Genomic DNA, 17,752 nt, shown 5'->3' with positions numbered 1-17,752 from the left:
ACGGTCAGCGCCGGCGCAGGCGTTCCAGCACGCCTTCCAGGGCATCGAGGTTGGCGTAGTGGATCACCAGCCGGCCTTTGTTGCCGCGGCCGTTGAGCACGCTGACCTTGTTGCCGAGCAGTTCGGTCAGCTCGCGCTCCAGCGCGGCGATGTCGGCCTGCGGGGGTTTCCGGGCCGTGGTCTTGCGCGGTGTCACCGGCATCTTGCCGGCAAGCAGTTGCTGCACGTGGTGTTCGACCTGGCGCACCGACCAGCCTTCTGCGGCCGCCTGTTTGGCCACCGATACGGCCATCGGTTCGGCCAGCGGCAGCAGCGCGCGCGCATGGCCCATTTCCAGTTCGCCGGTCTGCACCAGTGCCCGCACCGGTTCGGGCAGCTCCAGCAGGCGCAGCAGGTTGGACACCGCCGCGCGCGAGCGGCCGACGGCTTCTGCCGCGGCAGCATGGGTCAGGTCGAACTCGTCGATCAGCCGTTGCAGCGCTTGCGCTTCTTCCAGCGGATTGAGGTCTTCGCGCTGGATGTTTTCGATCAGCGCCATCGCCACCACGGTGCGGTCGTCCACTTCGCGGATGACCACCGGCACTTCGCTGAGGCCGGCGCGTTGCGAGGCACGCCAGCGGCGCTCGCCGGCGATGATCTCGTAGGTGCGGCCGCTCTTGCCGTCGGGGCTGCGGCGTTCACGCACCACGATCGGCTGGATCACGCCCTGGGCCTTGATCGAGGCCGCCAGCTCGTCCAGCTTGGCATCGTCCATGGTTCGGCGCGGCTGGTAGCGGCCGGGCACCATGGCGTCGATCGGCAGCGTGCGCAGTTCATCGCCTGGCATGGCTTGCTGCAGGGCCGGCGCCTCGGCGGCGGCCTTGGGGCCCAGCAACGCTTCCAGTCCGCGTCCCAGGCCGCGCTTGCGCGCGGCGGGTTTGTTGGCACTGCCTGTGCTCATGCTGCCGTTCCCCCCTGTGCTTGCATCCGTTCACGCTGACGGCGCAGGACTTCGCCGGCCAGCCCCAGATAGGCCACGCTGCCGCGGCTGGCCTTGTCGTAGCCGATGATGCTCTGACCGTGGCTGGGGGCTTCGGCCAGCCGCACGTTGCGCGGAATGATGGTGCGGAACACCAGATCGCCAAAGTGACGGGTCAGTTCTGCCGAAACCGCGTTGGCCAGGTTGTTGCGCACGTCGAACATGGTGCGCAGCACGCCTTCGATCTCCAGCGCCGGGTTGAACCGGCCTTTCAGGCCCTCGATGGTGTCCAGCAATGCCGACAGGCCTTCCAGCGCGTAGTACTCGCACTGCATCGGCACCAGCACCGAGTCGGCGGCGGTCAGCGCGTTGAGGGTCAGCACCGACAGCGAGGGCGGGCAGTCGATCAGGATGAAGTCGTAGCCATCGCGCACCTGTTGCAGTGCGCGCTTGAGGTGGCCTTCGCGTTCGCGGGCATCGAGCAGGCGGATCTCGGCGGCGGTCAGGTCGATATTGCCCGGCAGCAGGTCGTAGCCGTCTTCGCAGCGGACGATGGCGGCATCCGGCGCGGCCTCGCCCAGCAGCACGTCGGTGACCGAGGTGGCCAGCTCGCGCTTGTCGATGCCGCTGCCCATGGTGGCGTTGCCCTGCGGGTCGAGGTCCACCAGCAGCACCCGCACCGGCGTGCGGGCCAGGGCGGCGGCGAGATTGACGGCGGTGGTGGTCTTGCCGACCCCGCCTTTTTGATTGGCGATGGCGATGATCCGGGCCATGCGGCGAGTGGAGTCCCTGCGGCTTGAGCCTGCACCGGGGCAGGCAGGCGACGGACGATTATGCCTTATGCCCGGCTGCGGGCGATGTCGAGCAGGTGGCGTTCGGCGGAAAGCCCCGGCACCTGCAGGCGGTGGATGGCCTGCACCTGCCAGCCGGGCGGCAGGGCGGCGATCTCGTCGTCGGGCACCACGCCCTTCATCGCCAGCAGGTGGCCGTCGGCGGCCAGCAGGTGCCCGCCCAGGGCCAGAATCTGCGGCAGGGTGGCCAGGGCACGGGCGGTGATGGCGGCAAACGGGGTCTCCGGCTGAAACGCTTCGATGCGGGTTTCGGCCACCGTCACCTCGTTCAGGCGAAGCTGGCGGACCGCTTCGCGCAGGAAGCGCGCTTTTTTGCCGTTGCTTTCCACCAGGGTCACCCGCAGCCCCGGCGTGGCGATCGCCAGCGGGATGCCCGGCAGACCGGGGCCAGTGCCGAGATCGGCCAGGCTGGTCAGGCCCGCCACGTACGGCTGCATCGCCAGCGAATCCAGCAGGTGCTTGACCAGCATTTCGTGCGGGTCGCGGATGGCGGTCAGATTGTAGGTGGCGTTCCAGCGCTGCAGCAGCGCCAGATAGTCCAGCAGTGGCTCAGCCAGCGCCGGGTCGAGGGAAAGCTGCTGCAGCCCGGCATCCAGCACGGGCCGCAGGGCGGTGATATCGACGGTCATGCGCACAGTATGCCGCGCCAGTGCCGCCCGGCTGAATGGCCGGTCAGAGACGCGAACGCTGCCGTCACGCCCGGTGCGGTAGACTGGCGTCGTGCCCGGAGCGTTCCGCACCGGGGCATCGCGGGGAGGACGGGCCGCCTCGCGCGCATTCACAGGAGGGCATGTCCATGAGTCTCATCATCTGGTTGGTTATCGGCGGCATCATCGGCTGGCTGGCCAGTATCGTCATGAAGACGGACGCGCAGCAGGGGATCATCCTCAACGTGGTGGTCGGCATCATCGGTTCGTGGATCGGCGGCTGGCTCATCGCCCCGCTGATCGGGGGTGCCGGCTTCATGGGCTACGTGTCCGCTTTTCTGGGCGCGATCGTCCTGCTGGCCATCGTCAACCTGTTCCGGCGCGGCCGCGTGCGCTGACGCGCGGCAGACGCGGACGTCATGCGAAGGCCCGGCAACCACCGGGCCTTCGTGTTTGCTGCCTTCGCCGATGGCTCAGTCGAGAACGACGAACGCCGGCGCGTGGTCGCTGGCGCGCTCCCAGCTCCGCGGCGTGGTGTCGATGCCGGCCGCCTGCACGTGCGGGCGCAAGGCGTCGGACACCAGGGTGAGGTCGATGCGCAGCCCGAGGTTGCGGCGGAACGCGGCCTGCCGGTAATCCCACCAGCTAAACAGCCCGCCTTCCTGGGTGTGCAGACGCAACCCGTCGTGCAGGCCCAGCGCCAGCAGGCGTTGGAGCGCGGCACGCTCGGCGCTGGAGGTGAGGATATGGTCTGCATTCCAGAGCTGTGGGTCATGCACGTCGCGATCGTCGGGCGCGATGTTGAAATCGCCCAGCACCACCAGGTTCGGATACGTCTTGAGCTCATCGGCCAGCCAGTCATGCACGGCGTCCAGCCAGCGCAGCTTGTAGGCGTATTTTTCGCTGCCCACGTCCTGGCCGTTGACCACGTAGAGATCGACGATGCGCAACTCGCCCACGGTGGCGGCGATCGCCCGGGCCTGGGTGTCTGCAAAGCCAGGGATGCCGATCTGCACCGCCTGCGGGGCCTGCCGTGCCAGGATCGCGACCCCGTTGTAGGTCTTCTGGCCGTGGAAGACGCTGCGGTAGCCAAGTTCCGCCAGCGCGGCGTCGGGGAAGCGGTGATCCTCCAGTTTGGTTTCCTGCAAGCCCACCACGTCCGGTGCGGCCTCCTGCAGCCACCGTTGCAGATGCGGCAGGCGCACGTTGAGCGAGTTGACGTTCCAGCTGGCGATTTTCATGGGCAAGGCGGGGTGGTCAGCGCACGATCCGGTCGAGCAGCCAGCGGACCCGGGCATAGGGCGGCCTGAGCAGGTCGCCGGCGGTCAGCCGGGCCTGGCGGAACACCGGCAGTGCCTTGCTCATGGCATCAAAGCCGGCGCGACCGTGGTAGGCCCCCATGCCGCTGGGCCCGACCCCGCCGAAGGGCAGGTTGCCGATGGCAAAGTGGAACAGGGTGTCGTTGATGCTGACGCCACCGGCCAGGGTGGCATCGAGGATCTGCCGCAGCCGGGCGCGGTCGTGGGTGAATGGATAAAGCGCCAGCGGGCGGTCGTGGCTGTTGATATAGGCGATGGCCTCATCCAGCGTGCGGTAGCTCTTGAGCGGGAGCAGTGGGCCAAAGATTTCCTCCTGCATGACCCGGGTGGCATCGTCCGGGTCCAGCAGCACCGTGGGCGGCAGCAGGCGGCGTGACGGATCGGCCTGCCCGGCCAAGGGAATGATGGCAACGCCATGCGCGCGGGCATCGTCCAGATAGCCCTGCAGGCGGGCGTACTGGCCGTCATTGATGATGCGGGTGTAGTCGTCCAGGTTGTCGAGGGCTGCGCCGTAGCGCGCCTGCACCTGCTGGCGCAGGGCATCGACCAGGGCATCGCGGCGGTCGGCGGGGACCAGCACGTAATCCGGAGCGATGCAGGTCTGGCCGCAGTTGAACCACTTGCCGGTGGCGATGCGGGCGGCCGCCTGCTCCAGGGGGAAGTCGTCACACAGCAGGGCTGGCGATTTGCCGCCCAGTTCCAGGGTCAACGGGGTGAGATTGGCGGCGGCAGCGGCCATCACCTTGCGGCCGACCGCGGTGGAGCCGGTGAACACCAGGTGATCAAACGGCAGCGCCGCAAAGGCCGCGCCGACATCGGCGCCGCCGGTGGCCACATCCACGCGCTCGGGCGGAAACACATGGGCCAGCAGCTCGCGCAGGAAGGCGCTGGTGCGGGGCGTGTGTTCGGACGGCTTGAGATAGACGTGGTTGCCGGCGGCAATTGCGGTGGCCAGCGGGATCAGCGCCAGGTTGACCGGGTAGTTCCACGGTGCGATCACGCCCACCACGCCCAACGGGTGTGGCTCGATCCAGGCCCGTCCGGGCCAGAACCGCCAACCGACCGGCACCCGCTGTGGCCGCATCCAGCGCGGCAGATGGGTCAGCAGGTGGTCGATGTCGTTGAGCACGGTCATGCCGTCGGCGATCCGGCTCTCATCCAGCGAGCGATGCCCGAAATCGGCGGCGATCACCCGCGTCATCTCGTCCAGCCGGGCCTTGAAGGCGCTACGCAGGCGGCGCAGATCGTCGCGGCGCTGGGCGAGGTCGGGTTTGTGCGCCTGCCAGGCGGTACGCAGGCGGGTCAAGGTCGGGGCGAGCGCACTGATCGGGGTGGTGTCCATGCGGCCCAGTGTAGTGCGGGGCGGCGCAGAATCCAGCAGCGGGAGGCGGTGAATGCGGCCCGCCGTGGCCGACAGTGCTCTCCGACGGGTGCGCAGATTCCGTTTTTCCGGTCAGAGGTTCGATAATGCCGGGATGGACATTCGCCCTTATCGTGGTATTGCGCCCCAGCTTGGTGCCCGCACTTATGTCGATCCACGTGCCAGCGTGATCGGCGACGTGGTACTGGGTGATGATGTGTCGGTGTGGCCGTACACGGTCATCCGCGGTGACGTCAATTTCATCCGTATTGGCGACCGCACCAATATTCAGGACGGCACCGTCATCCACGTCAGCCACGACGGCCCGCACGCCAAGCTGGGCGGTTTCGCCACCCGCATCGGCAGCGACGTCACCATCGGCCACAAGGCCATCATCCATGCCTGCACGATCGAGGATGCGGTGCTGATCGGGATGGGTGCCATCGTGCTGGACGGCGCAGTGGTGAGAAAGCACGCCTTCGTCGGTGCCGGCGCGCTGGTATCGCCGGGCAAGGTGGTGGGCGAGGGGGAGCTGTGGCTGGGCAACCCGGCCAGAAAAGTGCGGATGCTGAGTGATGCCGAGATCGAGGCGCTTTACTACAGCGCCGGCCACTACGTACGCTTGAAAGACGAGTATCTGGCGGGCGACGCGGGGTCATGAGGGGCGCGTCTTGCGCGGTAGATTTCGGGTGTGTGGGGATTTGATCGAACACCAGGGAGAGGCAACCATGCGTTTGTTGCAAGCAGGCGTGCTGGCGCTGTGGCTGGCCTGTACCGGGGCGCAGGCCGGGACGGCACCGGCGGAGCAGGGGTCGGGCGAAAGCGTGTTGACCATGCGGGTGGATGGGGAGCTGACCATTGGCACCCAGGGCGAAGTCGAAGCCTATGCCCTGCGTACCGAGCTCACCCCGGACATTCAGAAGATGCTGGACAAGGCAATCCCGAAGTGGGCATTTGTGCCGATCGAGCAGGATGGCAAGCCGGTTCGGGCGAAGACGCCGATGCGGATCACCCTGGTGGCCCGGGAGATCGGGGAGCAAAAATACGAGGTCAAAATCGACAATGTCATATTTTCGCCGTTGACCAAGGAAGACCGAGAGGCAGCCGAACGTGCGGCTGGCAAAGCGGTGGCCAGGATGAATAGGCTCCCCTTCCCTCGATATCCTCAAGAATTGATGTTGGCTGGTATTGAGGGCAGCGTGTTGCTGCGCCTGCGCCTTAATCCGGATGGCAGTGTGGCGGATGTATTTGCTGAACAATCAAGCCTGTATAATGTCAAGGGCAGCCGAAGAGCCCTCGACAAGGCAAGAGCGCTGTTGGAAAAGAGTGCGACGGATGCTGCGCGGAAGTGGACGTACAGTGTCGAAAACGCGAGCGCTGAGCAGACGCAAGATATTGACGTCAAGGTGCCGGTGAAATATTCCCTAAAGGGGCCAGATGAAATCGAGCGCGATGGAGTCGGCGTCTGGCGTTACGAATACCGCGGCCCCCGGCTGGATCCGCCATGGAAGAAAGCAGATGACATGGAGCCGATCGTGGGTGTGTCCGATCTCAATAACGGCGAGATGGTGTCGGGCAATACGCCGTTCCGATTGCGTGACCGCAGCGTGTTGAATCAGGCGCTTTGAGCGTTGACGAAAGGCGACGCGCACAGGGGGCGCGCGTCGCGCATCTGGGTTAGTCGCTTACGGGCTGCGTATCGGTGAGACGGCGCACGTCGGCATAGACCGGGTCGGTGTCTGGACGCACGCCGTGCCAGCACTGGAAGCTTTCCGCCGCTTGTTCCACCAGCATGCCCAGCCCGTCCAACGCCTGCGCGCAGCCGGCGGCGCGGGCCCAGGCCGTGAAGGGCACGGCTGCCCGGCCGTAGGCCAGATCCACCGCAACGCTGCGAGGGGCGGCCAGCGCCATCGGCAGGGGCGGCAGGGGGGTGCCGGTCTGGCCGGCCGAGGTGGCGTTGACCAGCAGGTCGAACTCGCCCAGTGTCGGCAGCGCGTCCCAGCCGCGGGCGTGTACCCGGGCGGGGTCGCCGAGTGCATCCGCCAGCGCGTCGGCGCGTGCGCTGTTGCGGTTCACCACGTACAGCGCGTCGATGCCGGCATCCAGTAAAGCGGGGGCGACGCCGCGGGCAGCGCCGCCGGCGCCCAGCAGCAGCACCCGCCGCTCGCGCAGATCGACGCCGTGGCGTTCGGTCAGGTCGCGCACCAGACCTGCGCCGTCGGTGTTGTCGCCGTGCCAGCCGGCGTCGGTGCGAGTCAGGGTGTTGACCGCCCCGGCTCGGCGTGCGCGTGCGCTGACACTGCGGCAGTGCGCAAAAGCGACTTCCTTGAGCGGCAGGGTGATGTTGGCGCCTGCGACGCCGCTGGCCGCGAGTATGGCCGGGAAGGTGTCGCGGGTGGCCTCGATGGCCAGATACTCCAGGGCGATGCCAGTCTGCCGGGCAAACGCGGTATGGATGCGCGGCGAGAGCGAGTGGGCGATCGGTGAGCCAAACACGGCATAGCGGCGCATCGGCAACCTCCTTTCATTCCCGCAGCCAGCGGGCGGCATCCAGTGCGAAATAGGTGAGGATGCCGTCGGCACCGGCGCGTTTGAAGGCCAGCAGCGACTCCATCGCCACCTGGCGGCGGTCGATCCAGCCCTGCGCGGCGGCGGCCTGGATCATCGCGTACTCACCGCTGACCTGATAGGCAAACGTCGGCCGACGGAACTGCTGCTTGACCCGATACAGCACATCCAGATAGGGCAGGCCCGGCTTGACCATCACCATGTCGGCCCCCTCGGCCAGATCCAGCGCCACTTCGTGCAGGGCCTCGTCGCTATTGGCCGGGTCCATCTGGTAGGTGAACTTGTCGGCTTTGCCGAGGTTGCCGGCGCTGCCCACGGCGTCCCGGAACGGGCCGTAGAAGCTGCTGGCGTACTTGGCGCTGTAGGCCATGATGCGGGTGTGGATGAAGCCGGCGTTTTCCAGAGCGTTGCGAATGGCGCCGATGCGGCCGTCCATCATGTCGCTGGGCGAGAGAATGTCGGCGCCGGCTGCGGCATGCACCAGGGATTGCCGGATCAGCGCCTCGACGGTTTCGTCGTTGAGGATGTAGCCGCTGGCGTCAATCAGCCCGTCCTGGCCGTGTGTGGTGTACGGGTCGAGCGCTTGGTCGGTCATCACACCCAGCTCGGGGAAGCGCGCTTTCAGTGCCCGCACCGCACGCGGCACGATGCCGTCCTCATCCCAGGCGGCGCGTCCATCTGCGGTCTTGCGGGCCGGGTCGGGCACGCCGAACAGATCCAGCACGGGCACCCCTAGGTGCAGGGCCTGTTCTGCGACGCGCAGCAGTTCGTCGATCGACAGGCGTTCCACGCCGGGCATCGACGGCACCGGGATCCGGCCGGATCCCTCATGGACGAACACCGGGTAGATCAGATCGTTGCAGGTCAGGACGGTTTCGCGCATCAGCCGGCGCGAGAAAGCGTCACGGCGCATGCGGCGCGGACGCACGGGGAGGATGCGGGCAGTGGTATTCATGCCACTCAGTGTACGCCCGTCGGCGCGATGGCCTTTGCCTGAGGTCAACGCATTCAGAGCACGCCGCCGCCCAGCAGCAGGCGGGCCGCACCGACCACGATGGCGGTGAGGTTGAGGAGCAGCCCGGCCTTGGCGCGGCTGCGCCCACCTGGGCCGGCGATGATCAGGCCAAGCGCGGCGATGATCGCGCCCACCACCGCGAACGGGATCATGAACCAGTTGCCCCAGCCCAGCAGCGGGATGAAGGCCAGCAGCATCCACAGCAGGGCCAGAATGCCCCAGATCAGGCTGATGAGTCCCATGTGCGCGTTCTCCTTGGTGCGAGGTAGGCCCGAACCGGCGCAGCATACCGGTGCATCCGCGCCTCGGGGGATCAGCCGTGGCAGCCGTCGATTTCCACCTGTAGCTCGCGCCGGCAGACATGGCCATGCAGCACGATGCGCGGAACGTCGGGCAGGTGCGCCTGCAGCCAGGCGTCCACGGTCGGCATCGCCTCGGCATCGCGCACATAGACCTTGAGCCGGCTGCCGGGGCCGGGGGTTGCGGGCAGGGTGGGACGCAGTGCGCGGGCCGCGGTCAGCAGGCTGCGCAGGTTGGTCAGGATCTCGTTGAGCTGCTCGCGCAACGACTCGCCGTGGGATGCGTGGCCGACCACCGCAGCGGTGCCGGAGATCAGCAGCGGCATCGCCGGCGAGGGAGGCAGCAGGGCACGCGCAAACCCCGGCGGTTGCGGCCCGTACTGACGCGGGTAACGCCAGGCCTGCACCTGGCGCGGATTCTCCAGCGGTGTGCCGGGTGTGCTGGCGGCCAGCCAGTACACCAGCATTCGGCCGGTCGGCTGCGGATGGCCGATGGCGGTGGCGGCCGGCAGTTCCCCCGGCGCTTGCGGCCGCCCGATGCCGCGCGCGCGGCCAACGCAGAAGCGGCGATAGCGCTCGGCATCACCGTCGCCGGCGGTGATCGCGTCCAGGTAGTTCCAGACACGCAGCAGATGGGGATGCGGGCTGTCGGCCAGCCAGCGCTGCAAACGGGCATAGGCGGTGGCGGTGGTGGCTTCGGCATCGCCGTGGTCGGGCAATTCCAGTGCACCAAAACTGAGCGTGCCGGCGCGGCTCCAGGCAATGCCGGCGTCGTGCCCGCAGTGCACGGCATCCTCCACCCACCAGCATTCCAGCGGCGGCCGGCCCAGCGCGGGCAGCGCGATGTGGCGGTAGCGCGGATCCGGGTGCTGGGGCGGGGCGGCGTCCCCGAAACCGAACACCGCCAGCAGCCCCGGTGTGGCGAGCACGTGCGCCAGCGGCGCATCGACGTACTCGACGCGCAGCGCGGGGGCAGGGGAAGACGCGGCAGAGGGTAGGGACATCAGGCTGCGGATGATAGCGCGGGTGTCCGGTGGCCCGATGCCGGGACGACCAAAGGCACGGGTGGGCAGGTGGCTGCCGCGGTAGCATCAGCACGTTGTGCAACCGCTTTGGAAACGGATGAGGATGCGATGGGACGATGGCACACCCTGGCCCCCCTGCTGGCGGGGGCTCTGCTGATGGTCACGACGCAGGCAAATGCGACGCAGGCCGTCACCGAGGCCGACTATGCCCGTGCGGCGGCGATGCTGGGCGACCGCACGGCGCCGCTGGTGGATCACTGGGTCAGCGGCGGACAGTGGCTGGATGACGGCAGCCTGATCTACCGCGAGCAGACGGACGGCAAGACCCGCTATCTCCGCTTCGATCCGGTTACCGGCAAAACCGCCCCCGCGTTCGACGCCCAGGCACTGGCCGCGGCCATGAATGCCGCCGCCGGCGGCAAGGGGCACCCGGTCAACCCCGACCGGCTGCCGCCACTGACGTTGCGGCGCGCCGCCGATGGCGCGTTGCAGATCAAAACGCCGGCCGGCAGTTTCCGCTGCGAAGCCGACGGCTGCACGGCGATCGCGCGCGCCCCGTCCGGCAGCGAGCCGGGTGCGCCCTCGCCGGATGGCACGCGCGAAGTGTTCATCCGTGATTGGAACCTGTGGCTGCGCGAGCTGGCCACCGGCAAGGAAACCCAGCTGACGTTCGACGGTCAGCCTGACTACGGCTACGCCACCGACAATGCCGGCTGGAAGCACACCGACAACGCCATCGTGGTGTGGTCCCCGGATGGCAAAAAGATCGCCACCTTCCGCCAGGATCAGCGCAAGGTCAACCGCATGACCCTGGTTACCACCAATGTCGGTGCGCCCAGGGTCGAGCAGTGGAGATATCCGTTCGCCGGTGATCCGGACATCATCATGATCGAACGGGTGATCATTGATCTGACCGGGCCTGCGCCGGCGCTGATCCGCCTGCAACTGCCGCCGGAACCGCACCGTTCCACCTGTTCTGACGATCTGGTCTGTGATGACGGCTGGGACGACGTGCAGTGGGCGCCCGACGGCAAGACCCTGGCGTTCATCAGCACGGATCGTGGTCACAAGTCCGCCACCCTGCGCGTGGCCGATGCCGCCACCGGCAAGGTGCGTGACGTGTACACCGAGACAGTGGCCACCCAGTACCAGAGCGCGCCGACGCTGGGGCAGGCCAACTGGCGCTACCTGCCGGAGAGCAACGAGTTCCTCTGGTTCAGCCAGAAGTCCAACTGGGGGCATCTCTACCTGCACGACCTGACCACCGGCAAGCAAAAGCGCCAGCTCACCCGTGGCGATTGGAATGTCACCTCGATCCTGCATCTGGACCCGGTGCGCCGGGTGCTGTGGGTGACCGGCGTCGGCCGCGAAGCCGGGCGCGACCCGTACTTCGTGCACCTCTACAAGCTCGGTCTGGACGGCGGCGACGTGCAGCTGCTGACGCCGGAGGACGCCAACCACAGCCTCACCGCCTCGGCGGATGGCAAGTACATCCTCGACATCTACTCCACCATTGCCACGGCACCGGTGGCGGTGGTGCGCGATGCCGATGGCAGGCAGGTGGCCGAGCTGGCCCGCGCCGACCTGACCCGGCTGAAGGCCGCCGGCTGGGTCGCGCCGGAGGCGTTCACGGTGAAGGCGCGCGACGGCAAGACCGACCTCTACGGCCAGCTGTTCAAGCCGTCGAACTTCGACCCGAAGAAGAAGTACCCGATCATCACCTACATCTACCCCGGCCCGCAGGTGGGCTCGGTGCGCAGCCGCAGCTTCGTGCCCGCGCACGGTGACCATCAGGCGCTGGCGGAGCTGGGCTTCATCGTCATCGCCTTGGACGGCATGGGCACGCCGCTGCGCAGCAAGGCGTTCCAGGATGCCTGGTACGGCAACATGGCCGACAACACCCTGCCCGACCAGGTGGCGGCGCTGCAGCAGCTGGGCCAGCGCTATCCGTGGATCGACACCACCCGCGCCGGCATCTGGGGTCATTCCGGTGGCGGCAATGCCACGGCGGCGGCGATGTTCCGCTACCCGGACGTGTACAAGGTCGGTATCGCCGAATCCGGCAACCACGACAACCTGTCCTACGAGGACGACTGGGGTGAGCGCTACCACGGCCTGCTCGAAAAGAAGGCCGACGGCACTAGCAACTACACCGGCCAGGACAATGCCTCGCAGGCGAAGAACCTCAAAGGCCGATTGTTCTTGATTCACGGCATGATGGACGACAACGTGCCGCCGCAGTCCACCCTGCTGGTGGTGGATGCCTTGATCAAGGCCAACAAGGACTTCGACCTGCTGCTGTTGCCGCACGCCCGCCACGGCTTTGGCGCCGACAGCTACTACGTGATGCGTCGCCGCTGGGACTACTTTGTGCAGCACCTTTTGGGCGCTACGCCGCCGAAAGAGTTCGAGCTGAAACCGCAGTTCTGACGGCGCAATCCAAACTGCTCTGCACGACGGCGCCCACGGGCGCCGTCGTCGTGTCCGGGGTCAGCGCGGCCCCTGCCCGAACAGCACCTTCTTCTCCTCGTCCGACAGCGGCTTGCCCGCATTCGGATTGACCTGCCGCACCAGCGCGTAGGCACGTGCGGTGGCTGGGCGGGCGGCGATCGCGGCATGCCAGCGGCGCACGTGGGCAAACGGGGTCAGGTCAATGGGTGCCTTGTCGTACACATTGATCCACGGATATGCCGCCATGTCGGCGATGCTGTAGCTGGCGCCGGCGATCCACTCACGCCCGGCCAGACGCCTGTCGAGGACGCCCAAGAGGCGCTCGACTTCCTTGCGGTAGCGCTCGCGTGCATAGGGAATCACCTCTGGCGCGTACACATGGAAGTGACCGTACTGCCCGGCCATCGGCCCCAGCCCGGCGACCTGCCAGAACAGCCATTCGTCCACCTCGATGCGCTGCCGGCGGGCGCTGGCGGCATCGGCACCTTCGGCCACGCCGGTGAAGCGGCCGGTCTTCTCCGCCAGGTAGCGCAGGATCGCACCGGATTCGAACACCGTGATTGGCGCCCCGCCGTCGCCGGGGTCGTGATCGACGATGGCCGGCATCTTGTTGTTGGGCGAGATCGCCAGGAATGCGGGCTCGAACTGCGCGCCCTTGCCGATATCCACCGGCACGATCCGATAGTCCAGACCGGCTTCTTCAAGAAACAGGGTGATCTTGTGGCCGTTCGGGGTGGGCCAGTAGTACAGGTCGATCATGGTGGGCGCTCCGCGGTTGGGGGGACGCGCCACTTTACGACGGCGCGGCACGGCGGCCCGCGTCTGCGGGCCACCGTGCCGGTGCGTCAGAACGAGTAGCGCACGCCCAGCAGGTACTGGCGCCCGTACTCGGTGTATTCCTCGGGGAACATCAGGCCCAGCCCGTTGGAATCACTCACCTGGGTGGTGAACGGTTCGTTGTTGAGGTTGTTCACCTGCAGCAGCAGCGACAGGCCATGCAGACGGCTGGTTTGCGGGAAGTCATAACCCACCTGCATGTCGATGGTCCGCTCGCTGCGGGTATAGCGGTAGCTGCGCTGCCCGAAGATGTAGCTGTACTCGCCGCGGTAGGGGTCGCGGAAGCGCTCGCTCACGCGGGCCGAGAACCCGTTCTTCTCGTAGAACACGGTGGCGTTGGCGACGATCTTCGACAGCCCCGGGATGGTGTCGGTACTGGAGCCGCCGGGGCCGTCCGGGTCGATCGACGATTCGGTGTAGGAGCCGTTCAGCAGCAAGCCGAAGCCCTCCAGCGCCGGATGCAGCAGCTCGCCACCCAGCGAGGTGCTGAACTCCACGCCGCGCATGTAGCCGCCCTGGCCATTGGCCGGCGCCGAGAAGGTGCCGATGTTGGACTGCGGCGGGGTCGGGGTATCGAATTCGTAGCCGGAGAAGTCCCACGGGATGGTGCTGGTGTAGACGTACGACTCCAGGTCCTTGTAGAACGCCGCCAGTGCGACGTAGCTGGCCGGCCCGAAGTATTTCTCCACCGAGATATCGAACGCCTTGGCGCGGAAGGGCTCCAGCCGCGGGTTGCCGCCGCTGCCGGACCACTGGGCGACGCCATTGCCGACGCTGACGCCGACATTGGCGTACGCGCCCATGTCGTTGATGCGCGGCCGCATCTGTTCCTTGGCCGCGCCGACGCGCAGGTTCCAGCCATTGTTGAAATCGAACACCAGGTTGATGCTGGGCAGGAAGTCGTTGTACGAGGCGCCCACGCCGGACACCGCTGCGGGGCCGGTGGGGGTGATGCCGACGCCGTTCGATTTCTGGTTGGTGTGGATGTACTGGAAGCCGACGTTGCCGCGCAGATTGACGCGCTCGCCAAGCGTCGTGTCGATGTTGGCCTTGGCGTAGAAGGTGCCGATGTCTTCCTCGATCCGGTAGTCCTTCTGCAGATCGTCGTTGGTTTCGCTCAGGTGCACGTTGTAGTAGCGCGACAGCAGCGCACGCGGGTCAAAGGTCAGCACGCTGCCCATGCCGGCGAAGCCGAGGTCGGTGGGCGACTGCAGCAGGGAGGGATCCACCGCCACCGGGGTGCGGCCGGGCAGGTCGGCGAAATAGACATCGGCGTGCTTGTCCTTGCTGCGGCGGCTGAAGTTGTAGCCGATGTCGTAGCTGGACAGGAACGAGGAATCCAGGGCGTGGTTCAGCGACAGCCGGAACGCCTTCAGGGTATCGACCTGGCGCGAGTCCTCCAGGCGGCCATCATGTCCCCAGCCCTGCGGGTCGCCCAGCTTCACGCTGGCCGGCGCGGACAGGTCGGGCAGGCCGTACCAGGCATAGCCGGCGCTCAGCGGGATGCGGAAGTCCACGTTCAGCCCGGTGGTCATCCCGGCATAGGTTTCCAGCATGGACTGCTCGCGTTCGGCGCGCGAATAGCTGAGATCGGCGGTCACCGTGAACGGGCCGGTCTTGTATTCGGTGTTCCAGCCGAAGGCCGACAGGGTGTCGTTGCGCAGGTTGTTGTCGTTGCGCACCACCGGCCGGATGCCGCTGAGGGTGCCGCTGGTCACCACCGGGGTGCCGTTGTAGTTGGTGGTGTTGGCGCTGGTGTAGGTGACGGCGCCGTTGTTCCACCAGGGGTCGTTGGTCCACATCGCGCCGCGCATCCACTCGCTCTGGTCGAACTTCGAGTGGTAGGCGTCCAGCACGCTGTGCCAGGTGTCGTTGGGCTTGAATTCCAGCACGGCCATCACGCCGTCGCGGGTGGCATCGCGCGACTTGACCCAGGCCTCGGCGCCTTGCAGGGCAATGGCGTCGTCCGGCTTGGCGCCTTGCGGTGCGCCCCACAGGCTGGTGTTGGCCCACCACCAGGACTTGTAGTGCTTTTCCTGGAACGGGGCATTGAGCCGGGCCGCGCCGATCGCCAGGCCGATGGTGTCGTTGGCGAACTGGTCGATGTACGAGGCGGACAGCCGGTAGCCGGTGTGCTTGCCGCCGTCGGTGAGCTTGCCGAACGAGTTGCGCTCGCCCTGCGCGCCCACCACGATCTTGCGTTCCTTGAAGTCCAGCGGGCGCACGGTCTGCATGTCGACGGTGCCGGACAGGCCCTGGCCGATGAGCGAGGCATCGGGGGTCTTGTAGACGGTGACCGCGTTGATCAGCTCGGCCGGGTACTGGTCGAACTCCACGCCGCGGCTGTCGCCGGTGCTGACCTGTTCGCGGCCATTGAGCAGGGTGCCGGCGAACTGTTCGGACATGCCGCGGATGTGGATCACCTGACCACGCCCGTCGACCCGCTGCATGGTCAGGCCCGGCAGGCGCGAGATGGAGTCGGCGATGCTGATGTCGGGCAGCTTGCCGATGTCCTCGGCCGACACCGCCTCGACGATCGAGGTGGCCTCGTTCTTGGTTTCCACCGAGGTGGCGATGCTGCGGCGGATGCCGATCACCTCCACCTTGTCGAGGGTCTTGGCGGTTTCCTGCGCCGGTGCCTTGCCGGCATCGGCCGACTGCGCCTGCTGGGCTTGTGCGGAGAATGCCAGCACGGCGGAGCAGGCCAGGGCCAGCGCGCTGGCGCGGGGCAGGGCGGAAAAGCGGCGTTGCGTGGGCATTGCCGGAACGGTGGAGCGATGGTGTGACTGCGGCATGGATGTTTCCCCCGGTGCGAAAGATTTTGACAGCGCTGTCATAATGAAAAGCAAACATTCCCGATGTCAACTCAAATCCTTGCGCGGAGCCTGTCGATGGGGCGAACACCCGTAATTTCAGTGGATCGTGAGAATTTTTTGGTGCGCTGCACCAGAATTGCCCGAGGCCAGTGGGCACAACGCGGCGGGGCGTTGCTGCTGGCGACGCTGGCCGCAGGGTGCGCCACGCCGCAGGCCGGCGTGCGGCCGGCGGCGGCCGAGCTGGAAGCCTGGACCACCACGGCCGACCACCGGCTTGCGCTGGCGCCGGCCACGCTGGACTTCGATGCGGTGGACCGCCGCGAGGATCCGCTGCCGGCGGCGGCCGTTTCGATCGAGATCGACGCTGCGACGCGCTACCAGCGCATGGTGGGGTTCGGCGCGGCGATCACCGATGCCTCGGCGTGGCTGATCCAGCAGCGGATGGCGCCGGCCCAGCGCGAAGCCCTGCTGCGCGAACTGTTCGGTCGCGACGGTGACGGCATCGGTTTCGACTTCGTGCGGCTGACCATCGGCGCCTCCGACTTCTCGCGCCACCATTACAGCCTGGACGATCCGCCGGCGGGCCGGCCCGATCCGGCGCTGCGCCACTTCAGCCTCGATGCCAACCGCGACGACGTGATTCCGGTGACGCGGCAGGCGCTGGCGATCAACCCCCAGCTGTGGGTCATGGCCTCGCCGTGGAGCGCGCCGGGGTGGATGAAAGACAGCGGCAGCCTGATCCGCGGGCGCTTGCTGCCGGAGTACTACGATGCCTTTGCCCGCTATCTGCTGCGCTATGTCGAGGCGATGGCCGGGGAGGGCATTCCGGTCCGCGCGCTCACCGTGCAGAACGAGCCGGACTTCGAGCCCGCGGATTATCCGGGCATGCGCTTCAACGCGCCGGCCCGGGCCCGGTTCATCGGCGACCATCTGGGGCCGCTGCTGGAGCGGCACGCACCCCAGGTGCAGGTGTTCGACTGGGACCACAACTGGGACAAGCCGGAGGAGCCGTTGGCGGTGCTGGCCGATCCGGCGGCGGCGCGCTACGTGGATGCCGTGGCCTGGCATTGCTATGGGGGGCTGCCAGCGGCGCAATCACGGGTCCGGCAGGCGCATCCGGACGTGGATGTCTACATGACCGAGTGCTCCGGTGGCGATTGGGAGCCCATCCGCAGTGGCGGTCTTACCCAGCAGGTGGAACGGTTGATCGTGGACACCACCCGCCACTGGGCGCGTGGCGTCCTGTTCTGGAACCTGGCACTGGATCAGGACAATGGCCCGCATGCCGGCGGCTGCGGCACCTGCCGCGGCGTGGTGACCCTCGATGCGAAGACCGGCGCGGTCACCCGCACCGACGATTACTACGCGCTCGCGCATGCCAGCCGGTTCGTCCGCCGTGACGCATGGCGCGTGGCGTCCACCGCGACGGAGGCGGGCGTGGCCAACGTGGCGTTCGTCAACCCCGATGGCAGCCGCGTGCTGGTGGTCAGCAATGCGAACCCGCAGCCGCGCGTCATCCACGTGCGCGAGGGCGGGCGTCGCTTCCGTCACGCCTTGCCGGGGCGCAGCGTGGTGACTTTCCGCTGGCCTGCGGCGCAGTGAAGCA

16 protein-coding genes are annotated in these 17,752 nt (G+C 67.4%); 5 read left to right on the top strand and 11 right to left on the bottom strand.

Going from position 1 to position 17,752, the window contains the following annotated elements:
- Window positions 1-4: 4 nt before the first annotated feature.
- The 3 genes from BUA29_RS02365 to rsmG form a co-directional block, all read right to left on the bottom strand.
- Window positions 5-940, bottom strand: a complete 936-nt coding sequence (locus BUA29_RS02365) for a ParB/RepB/Spo0J family partition protein (protein WP_072755028.1) — start codon at window positions 938-940, stop codon at window positions 5-7.
- Window positions 937-1,731 (bottom strand): ParA family protein, encoded by a 795-nt coding sequence (locus tag BUA29_RS02360; RefSeq protein ID WP_072755027.1) that lies wholly within the window; start codon window positions 1,729-1,731, stop codon window positions 937-939. Before BUA29_RS02360 ends, BUA29_RS02365 begins: the two co-directional genes overlap by 4 nt.
- Before the next feature lie 65 nt (window positions 1,732-1,796).
- On the bottom strand, window positions 1,797-2,438 hold the full coding sequence (gene rsmG / locus BUA29_RS02355; protein WP_072755026.1) for a 16S rRNA (guanine(527)-N(7))-methyltransferase RsmG: 642 nt from the start codon (window positions 2,436-2,438) through the stop codon (window positions 1,797-1,799).
- Between the two features lie 167 nt (window positions 2,439-2,605).
- On the opposite strand from rsmG, the gene BUA29_RS02350 reads away from it, so the two are divergent.
- Window positions 2,606-2,854 (top strand): GlsB/YeaQ/YmgE family stress response membrane protein, encoded by a 249-nt coding sequence (locus BUA29_RS02350; protein ID WP_072755025.1) that lies wholly within the window; start codon window positions 2,606-2,608, stop codon window positions 2,852-2,854.
- Between the two features lie 75 nt (window positions 2,855-2,929).
- On the opposite strand, the gene xth is transcribed toward BUA29_RS02350, so the two are convergent.
- Together xth and BUA29_RS02340 are read right to left on the bottom strand one after the other, a co-directional pair.
- Entirely contained in the window at window positions 2,930-3,697 is a 768-nt protein-coding gene (xth, locus tag BUA29_RS02345) for an exodeoxyribonuclease III (RefSeq protein ID WP_072755024.1), read from the bottom strand.
- 16 nt (window positions 3,698-3,713) lie between these two features.
- Window positions 3,714-5,117 (bottom strand): coniferyl aldehyde dehydrogenase, encoded by a 1,404-nt coding sequence (locus BUA29_RS02340; RefSeq protein WP_072755023.1) that lies wholly within the window; start codon window positions 5,115-5,117, stop codon window positions 3,714-3,716.
- Window positions 5,118-5,250: 133 nt separating this feature from the next.
- On the opposite strand from BUA29_RS02340, the gene BUA29_RS02335 reads away from it, so the two are divergent.
- On the top strand, window positions 5,251-5,796 hold the full coding sequence (locus BUA29_RS02335) for a gamma carbonic anhydrase family protein (protein WP_072755022.1): 546 nt from the start codon (window positions 5,251-5,253) through the stop codon (window positions 5,794-5,796).
- 67 nt (window positions 5,797-5,863) lie between these two features.
- Window positions 5,864-6,763: an energy transducer TonB gene (locus BUA29_RS02330; RefSeq protein WP_072755021.1), complete on the top strand. Its 900-nt coding sequence runs from the start codon at window positions 5,864-5,866 to the stop codon at window positions 6,761-6,763.
- Window positions 6,764-6,812: 49 nt separating this feature from the next.
- Here BUA29_RS02330 and aroE read toward each other — a convergent pair whose 3' ends face one another.
- From aroE to BUA29_RS02310, 4 genes are all read right to left on the bottom strand, one after another.
- Window positions 6,813-7,652: a shikimate dehydrogenase gene (gene aroE / locus BUA29_RS02325; protein ID WP_072755020.1), complete on the bottom strand. Its 840-nt coding sequence runs from the start codon at window positions 7,650-7,652 to the stop codon at window positions 6,813-6,815.
- A gap of 7 nt (window positions 7,653-7,659) precedes the next feature.
- Window positions 7,660-8,658, bottom strand: coding sequence for a porphobilinogen synthase (gene hemB, locus BUA29_RS02320; RefSeq protein WP_072755019.1), 999 nt, complete (start codon window positions 8,656-8,658; stop codon window positions 7,660-7,662).
- A 53-nt stretch (window positions 8,659-8,711) separates the two neighbouring features.
- The gene (locus BUA29_RS02315) at window positions 8,712-8,960 is read right to left on the bottom strand and encodes a hypothetical protein (protein WP_072755018.1); all 249 of its coding nucleotides are present in this window, start codon (window positions 8,958-8,960) and stop codon (window positions 8,712-8,714) included.
- Window positions 8,961-9,031: 71 nt separating this feature from the next.
- Window positions 9,032-10,021 (bottom strand): chorismate transformation FkbO/Hyg5 family protein, encoded by a 990-nt coding sequence (locus BUA29_RS02310; protein WP_072755017.1) that lies wholly within the window; start codon window positions 10,019-10,021, stop codon window positions 9,032-9,034.
- 129 nt (window positions 10,022-10,150) lie between these two features.
- Here BUA29_RS02310 and BUA29_RS02305 point away from each other — a divergent pair, with 129 nt between their 5' ends.
- Window positions 10,151-12,472, top strand: coding sequence for a S9 family peptidase (locus BUA29_RS02305; protein WP_072755016.1), 2,322 nt, complete (start codon window positions 10,151-10,153; stop codon window positions 12,470-12,472).
- A gap of 60 nt (window positions 12,473-12,532) precedes the next feature.
- Here BUA29_RS02305 and BUA29_RS02300 read toward each other — a convergent pair whose 3' ends face one another.
- Together BUA29_RS02300 and BUA29_RS02295 are read right to left on the bottom strand one after the other, a co-directional pair.
- On the bottom strand, window positions 12,533-13,252 hold the full coding sequence (locus BUA29_RS02300) for a glutathione S-transferase N-terminal domain-containing protein (protein ID WP_072755015.1): 720 nt from the start codon (window positions 13,250-13,252) through the stop codon (window positions 12,533-12,535).
- Window positions 13,253-13,338: 86 nt separating this feature from the next.
- Window positions 13,339-16,125, bottom strand: a complete 2,787-nt coding sequence (locus tag BUA29_RS02295) for a TonB-dependent receptor (protein ID WP_178137883.1) — start codon at window positions 16,123-16,125, stop codon at window positions 13,339-13,341.
- 141 nt (window positions 16,126-16,266) lie between these two features.
- Here BUA29_RS02295 and BUA29_RS02290 point away from each other — a divergent pair, with 141 nt between their 5' ends.
- Window positions 16,267-17,748, top strand: coding sequence for a glycoside hydrolase family 30 protein (locus BUA29_RS02290; RefSeq protein WP_245770479.1), 1,482 nt, complete (start codon window positions 16,267-16,269; stop codon window positions 17,746-17,748).
- Window positions 17,749-17,752: the final 4 nt, after the last annotated feature.

The sequence above is a fragment of the Thermomonas hydrothermalis genome, from assembly GCF_900129205.1.
Classification (GTDB): Bacteria; Pseudomonadota; Gammaproteobacteria; order Xanthomonadales; family Xanthomonadaceae; genus Thermomonas; species Thermomonas hydrothermalis.
Note: the sequence above shows the minus strand (reverse complement) of the source record. Positions and strands in the feature narration are given on the sequence as shown.

Bases quoted from the DNA above. Each gene is read 5' to 3' on its own strand.
- BUA29_RS02365 (WP_072755028.1), bottom strand. From the start codon at position 940: ATGAGCACAGGCAGTGCCAACAAACCCGCCGCGCGCAAGCGCGGCCTG.
- BUA29_RS02360 (WP_072755027.1), bottom strand. From the start codon at position 1,731: ATGGCCCGGATCATCGCCATCGCCAATCAAAAAGGCGGGGTCGGCAAG.
- rsmG (WP_072755026.1), bottom strand. From the start codon at position 2,438: ATGACCGTCGATATCACCGCCCTGCGGCCCGTGCTGGATGCCGGGCTG.
- BUA29_RS02350 (WP_072755025.1), top strand. From the start codon at position 2,606: ATGAGTCTCATCATCTGGTTGGTTATCGGCGGCATCATCGGCTGGCTG.
- xth (WP_072755024.1), bottom strand. From the start codon at position 3,697: ATGAAAATCGCCAGCTGGAACGTCAACTCGCTCAACGTGCGCCTGCCG.
- BUA29_RS02340 (WP_072755023.1), bottom strand. From the start codon at position 5,117: ATGGACACCACCCCGATCAGTGCGCTCGCCCCGACCTTGACCCGCCTG.
- BUA29_RS02335 (WP_072755022.1), top strand. From the start codon at position 5,251: ATGGACATTCGCCCTTATCGTGGTATTGCGCCCCAGCTTGGTGCCCGC.
- BUA29_RS02330 (WP_072755021.1), top strand. From the start codon at position 5,864: ATGCGTTTGTTGCAAGCAGGCGTGCTGGCGCTGTGGCTGGCCTGTACC.
- hemB (WP_072755019.1), bottom strand. From the start codon at position 8,658: ATGAATACCACTGCCCGCATCCTCCCCGTGCGTCCGCGCCGCATGCGC.
- BUA29_RS02315 (WP_072755018.1), bottom strand. From the start codon at position 8,960: ATGGGACTCATCAGCCTGATCTGGGGCATTCTGGCCCTGCTGTGGATG.
- BUA29_RS02310 (WP_072755017.1), bottom strand. From the start codon at position 10,021: ATGTCCCTACCCTCTGCCGCGTCTTCCCCTGCCCCCGCGCTGCGCGTC.
- BUA29_RS02305 (WP_072755016.1), top strand. From the start codon at position 10,151: ATGGGACGATGGCACACCCTGGCCCCCCTGCTGGCGGGGGCTCTGCTG.
- BUA29_RS02300 (WP_072755015.1), bottom strand. From the start codon at position 13,252: ATGATCGACCTGTACTACTGGCCCACCCCGAACGGCCACAAGATCACC.
- BUA29_RS02295 (WP_178137883.1), bottom strand. From the start codon at position 16,125: ATGCCGCAGTCACACCATCGCTCCACCGTTCCGGCAATGCCCACGCAA.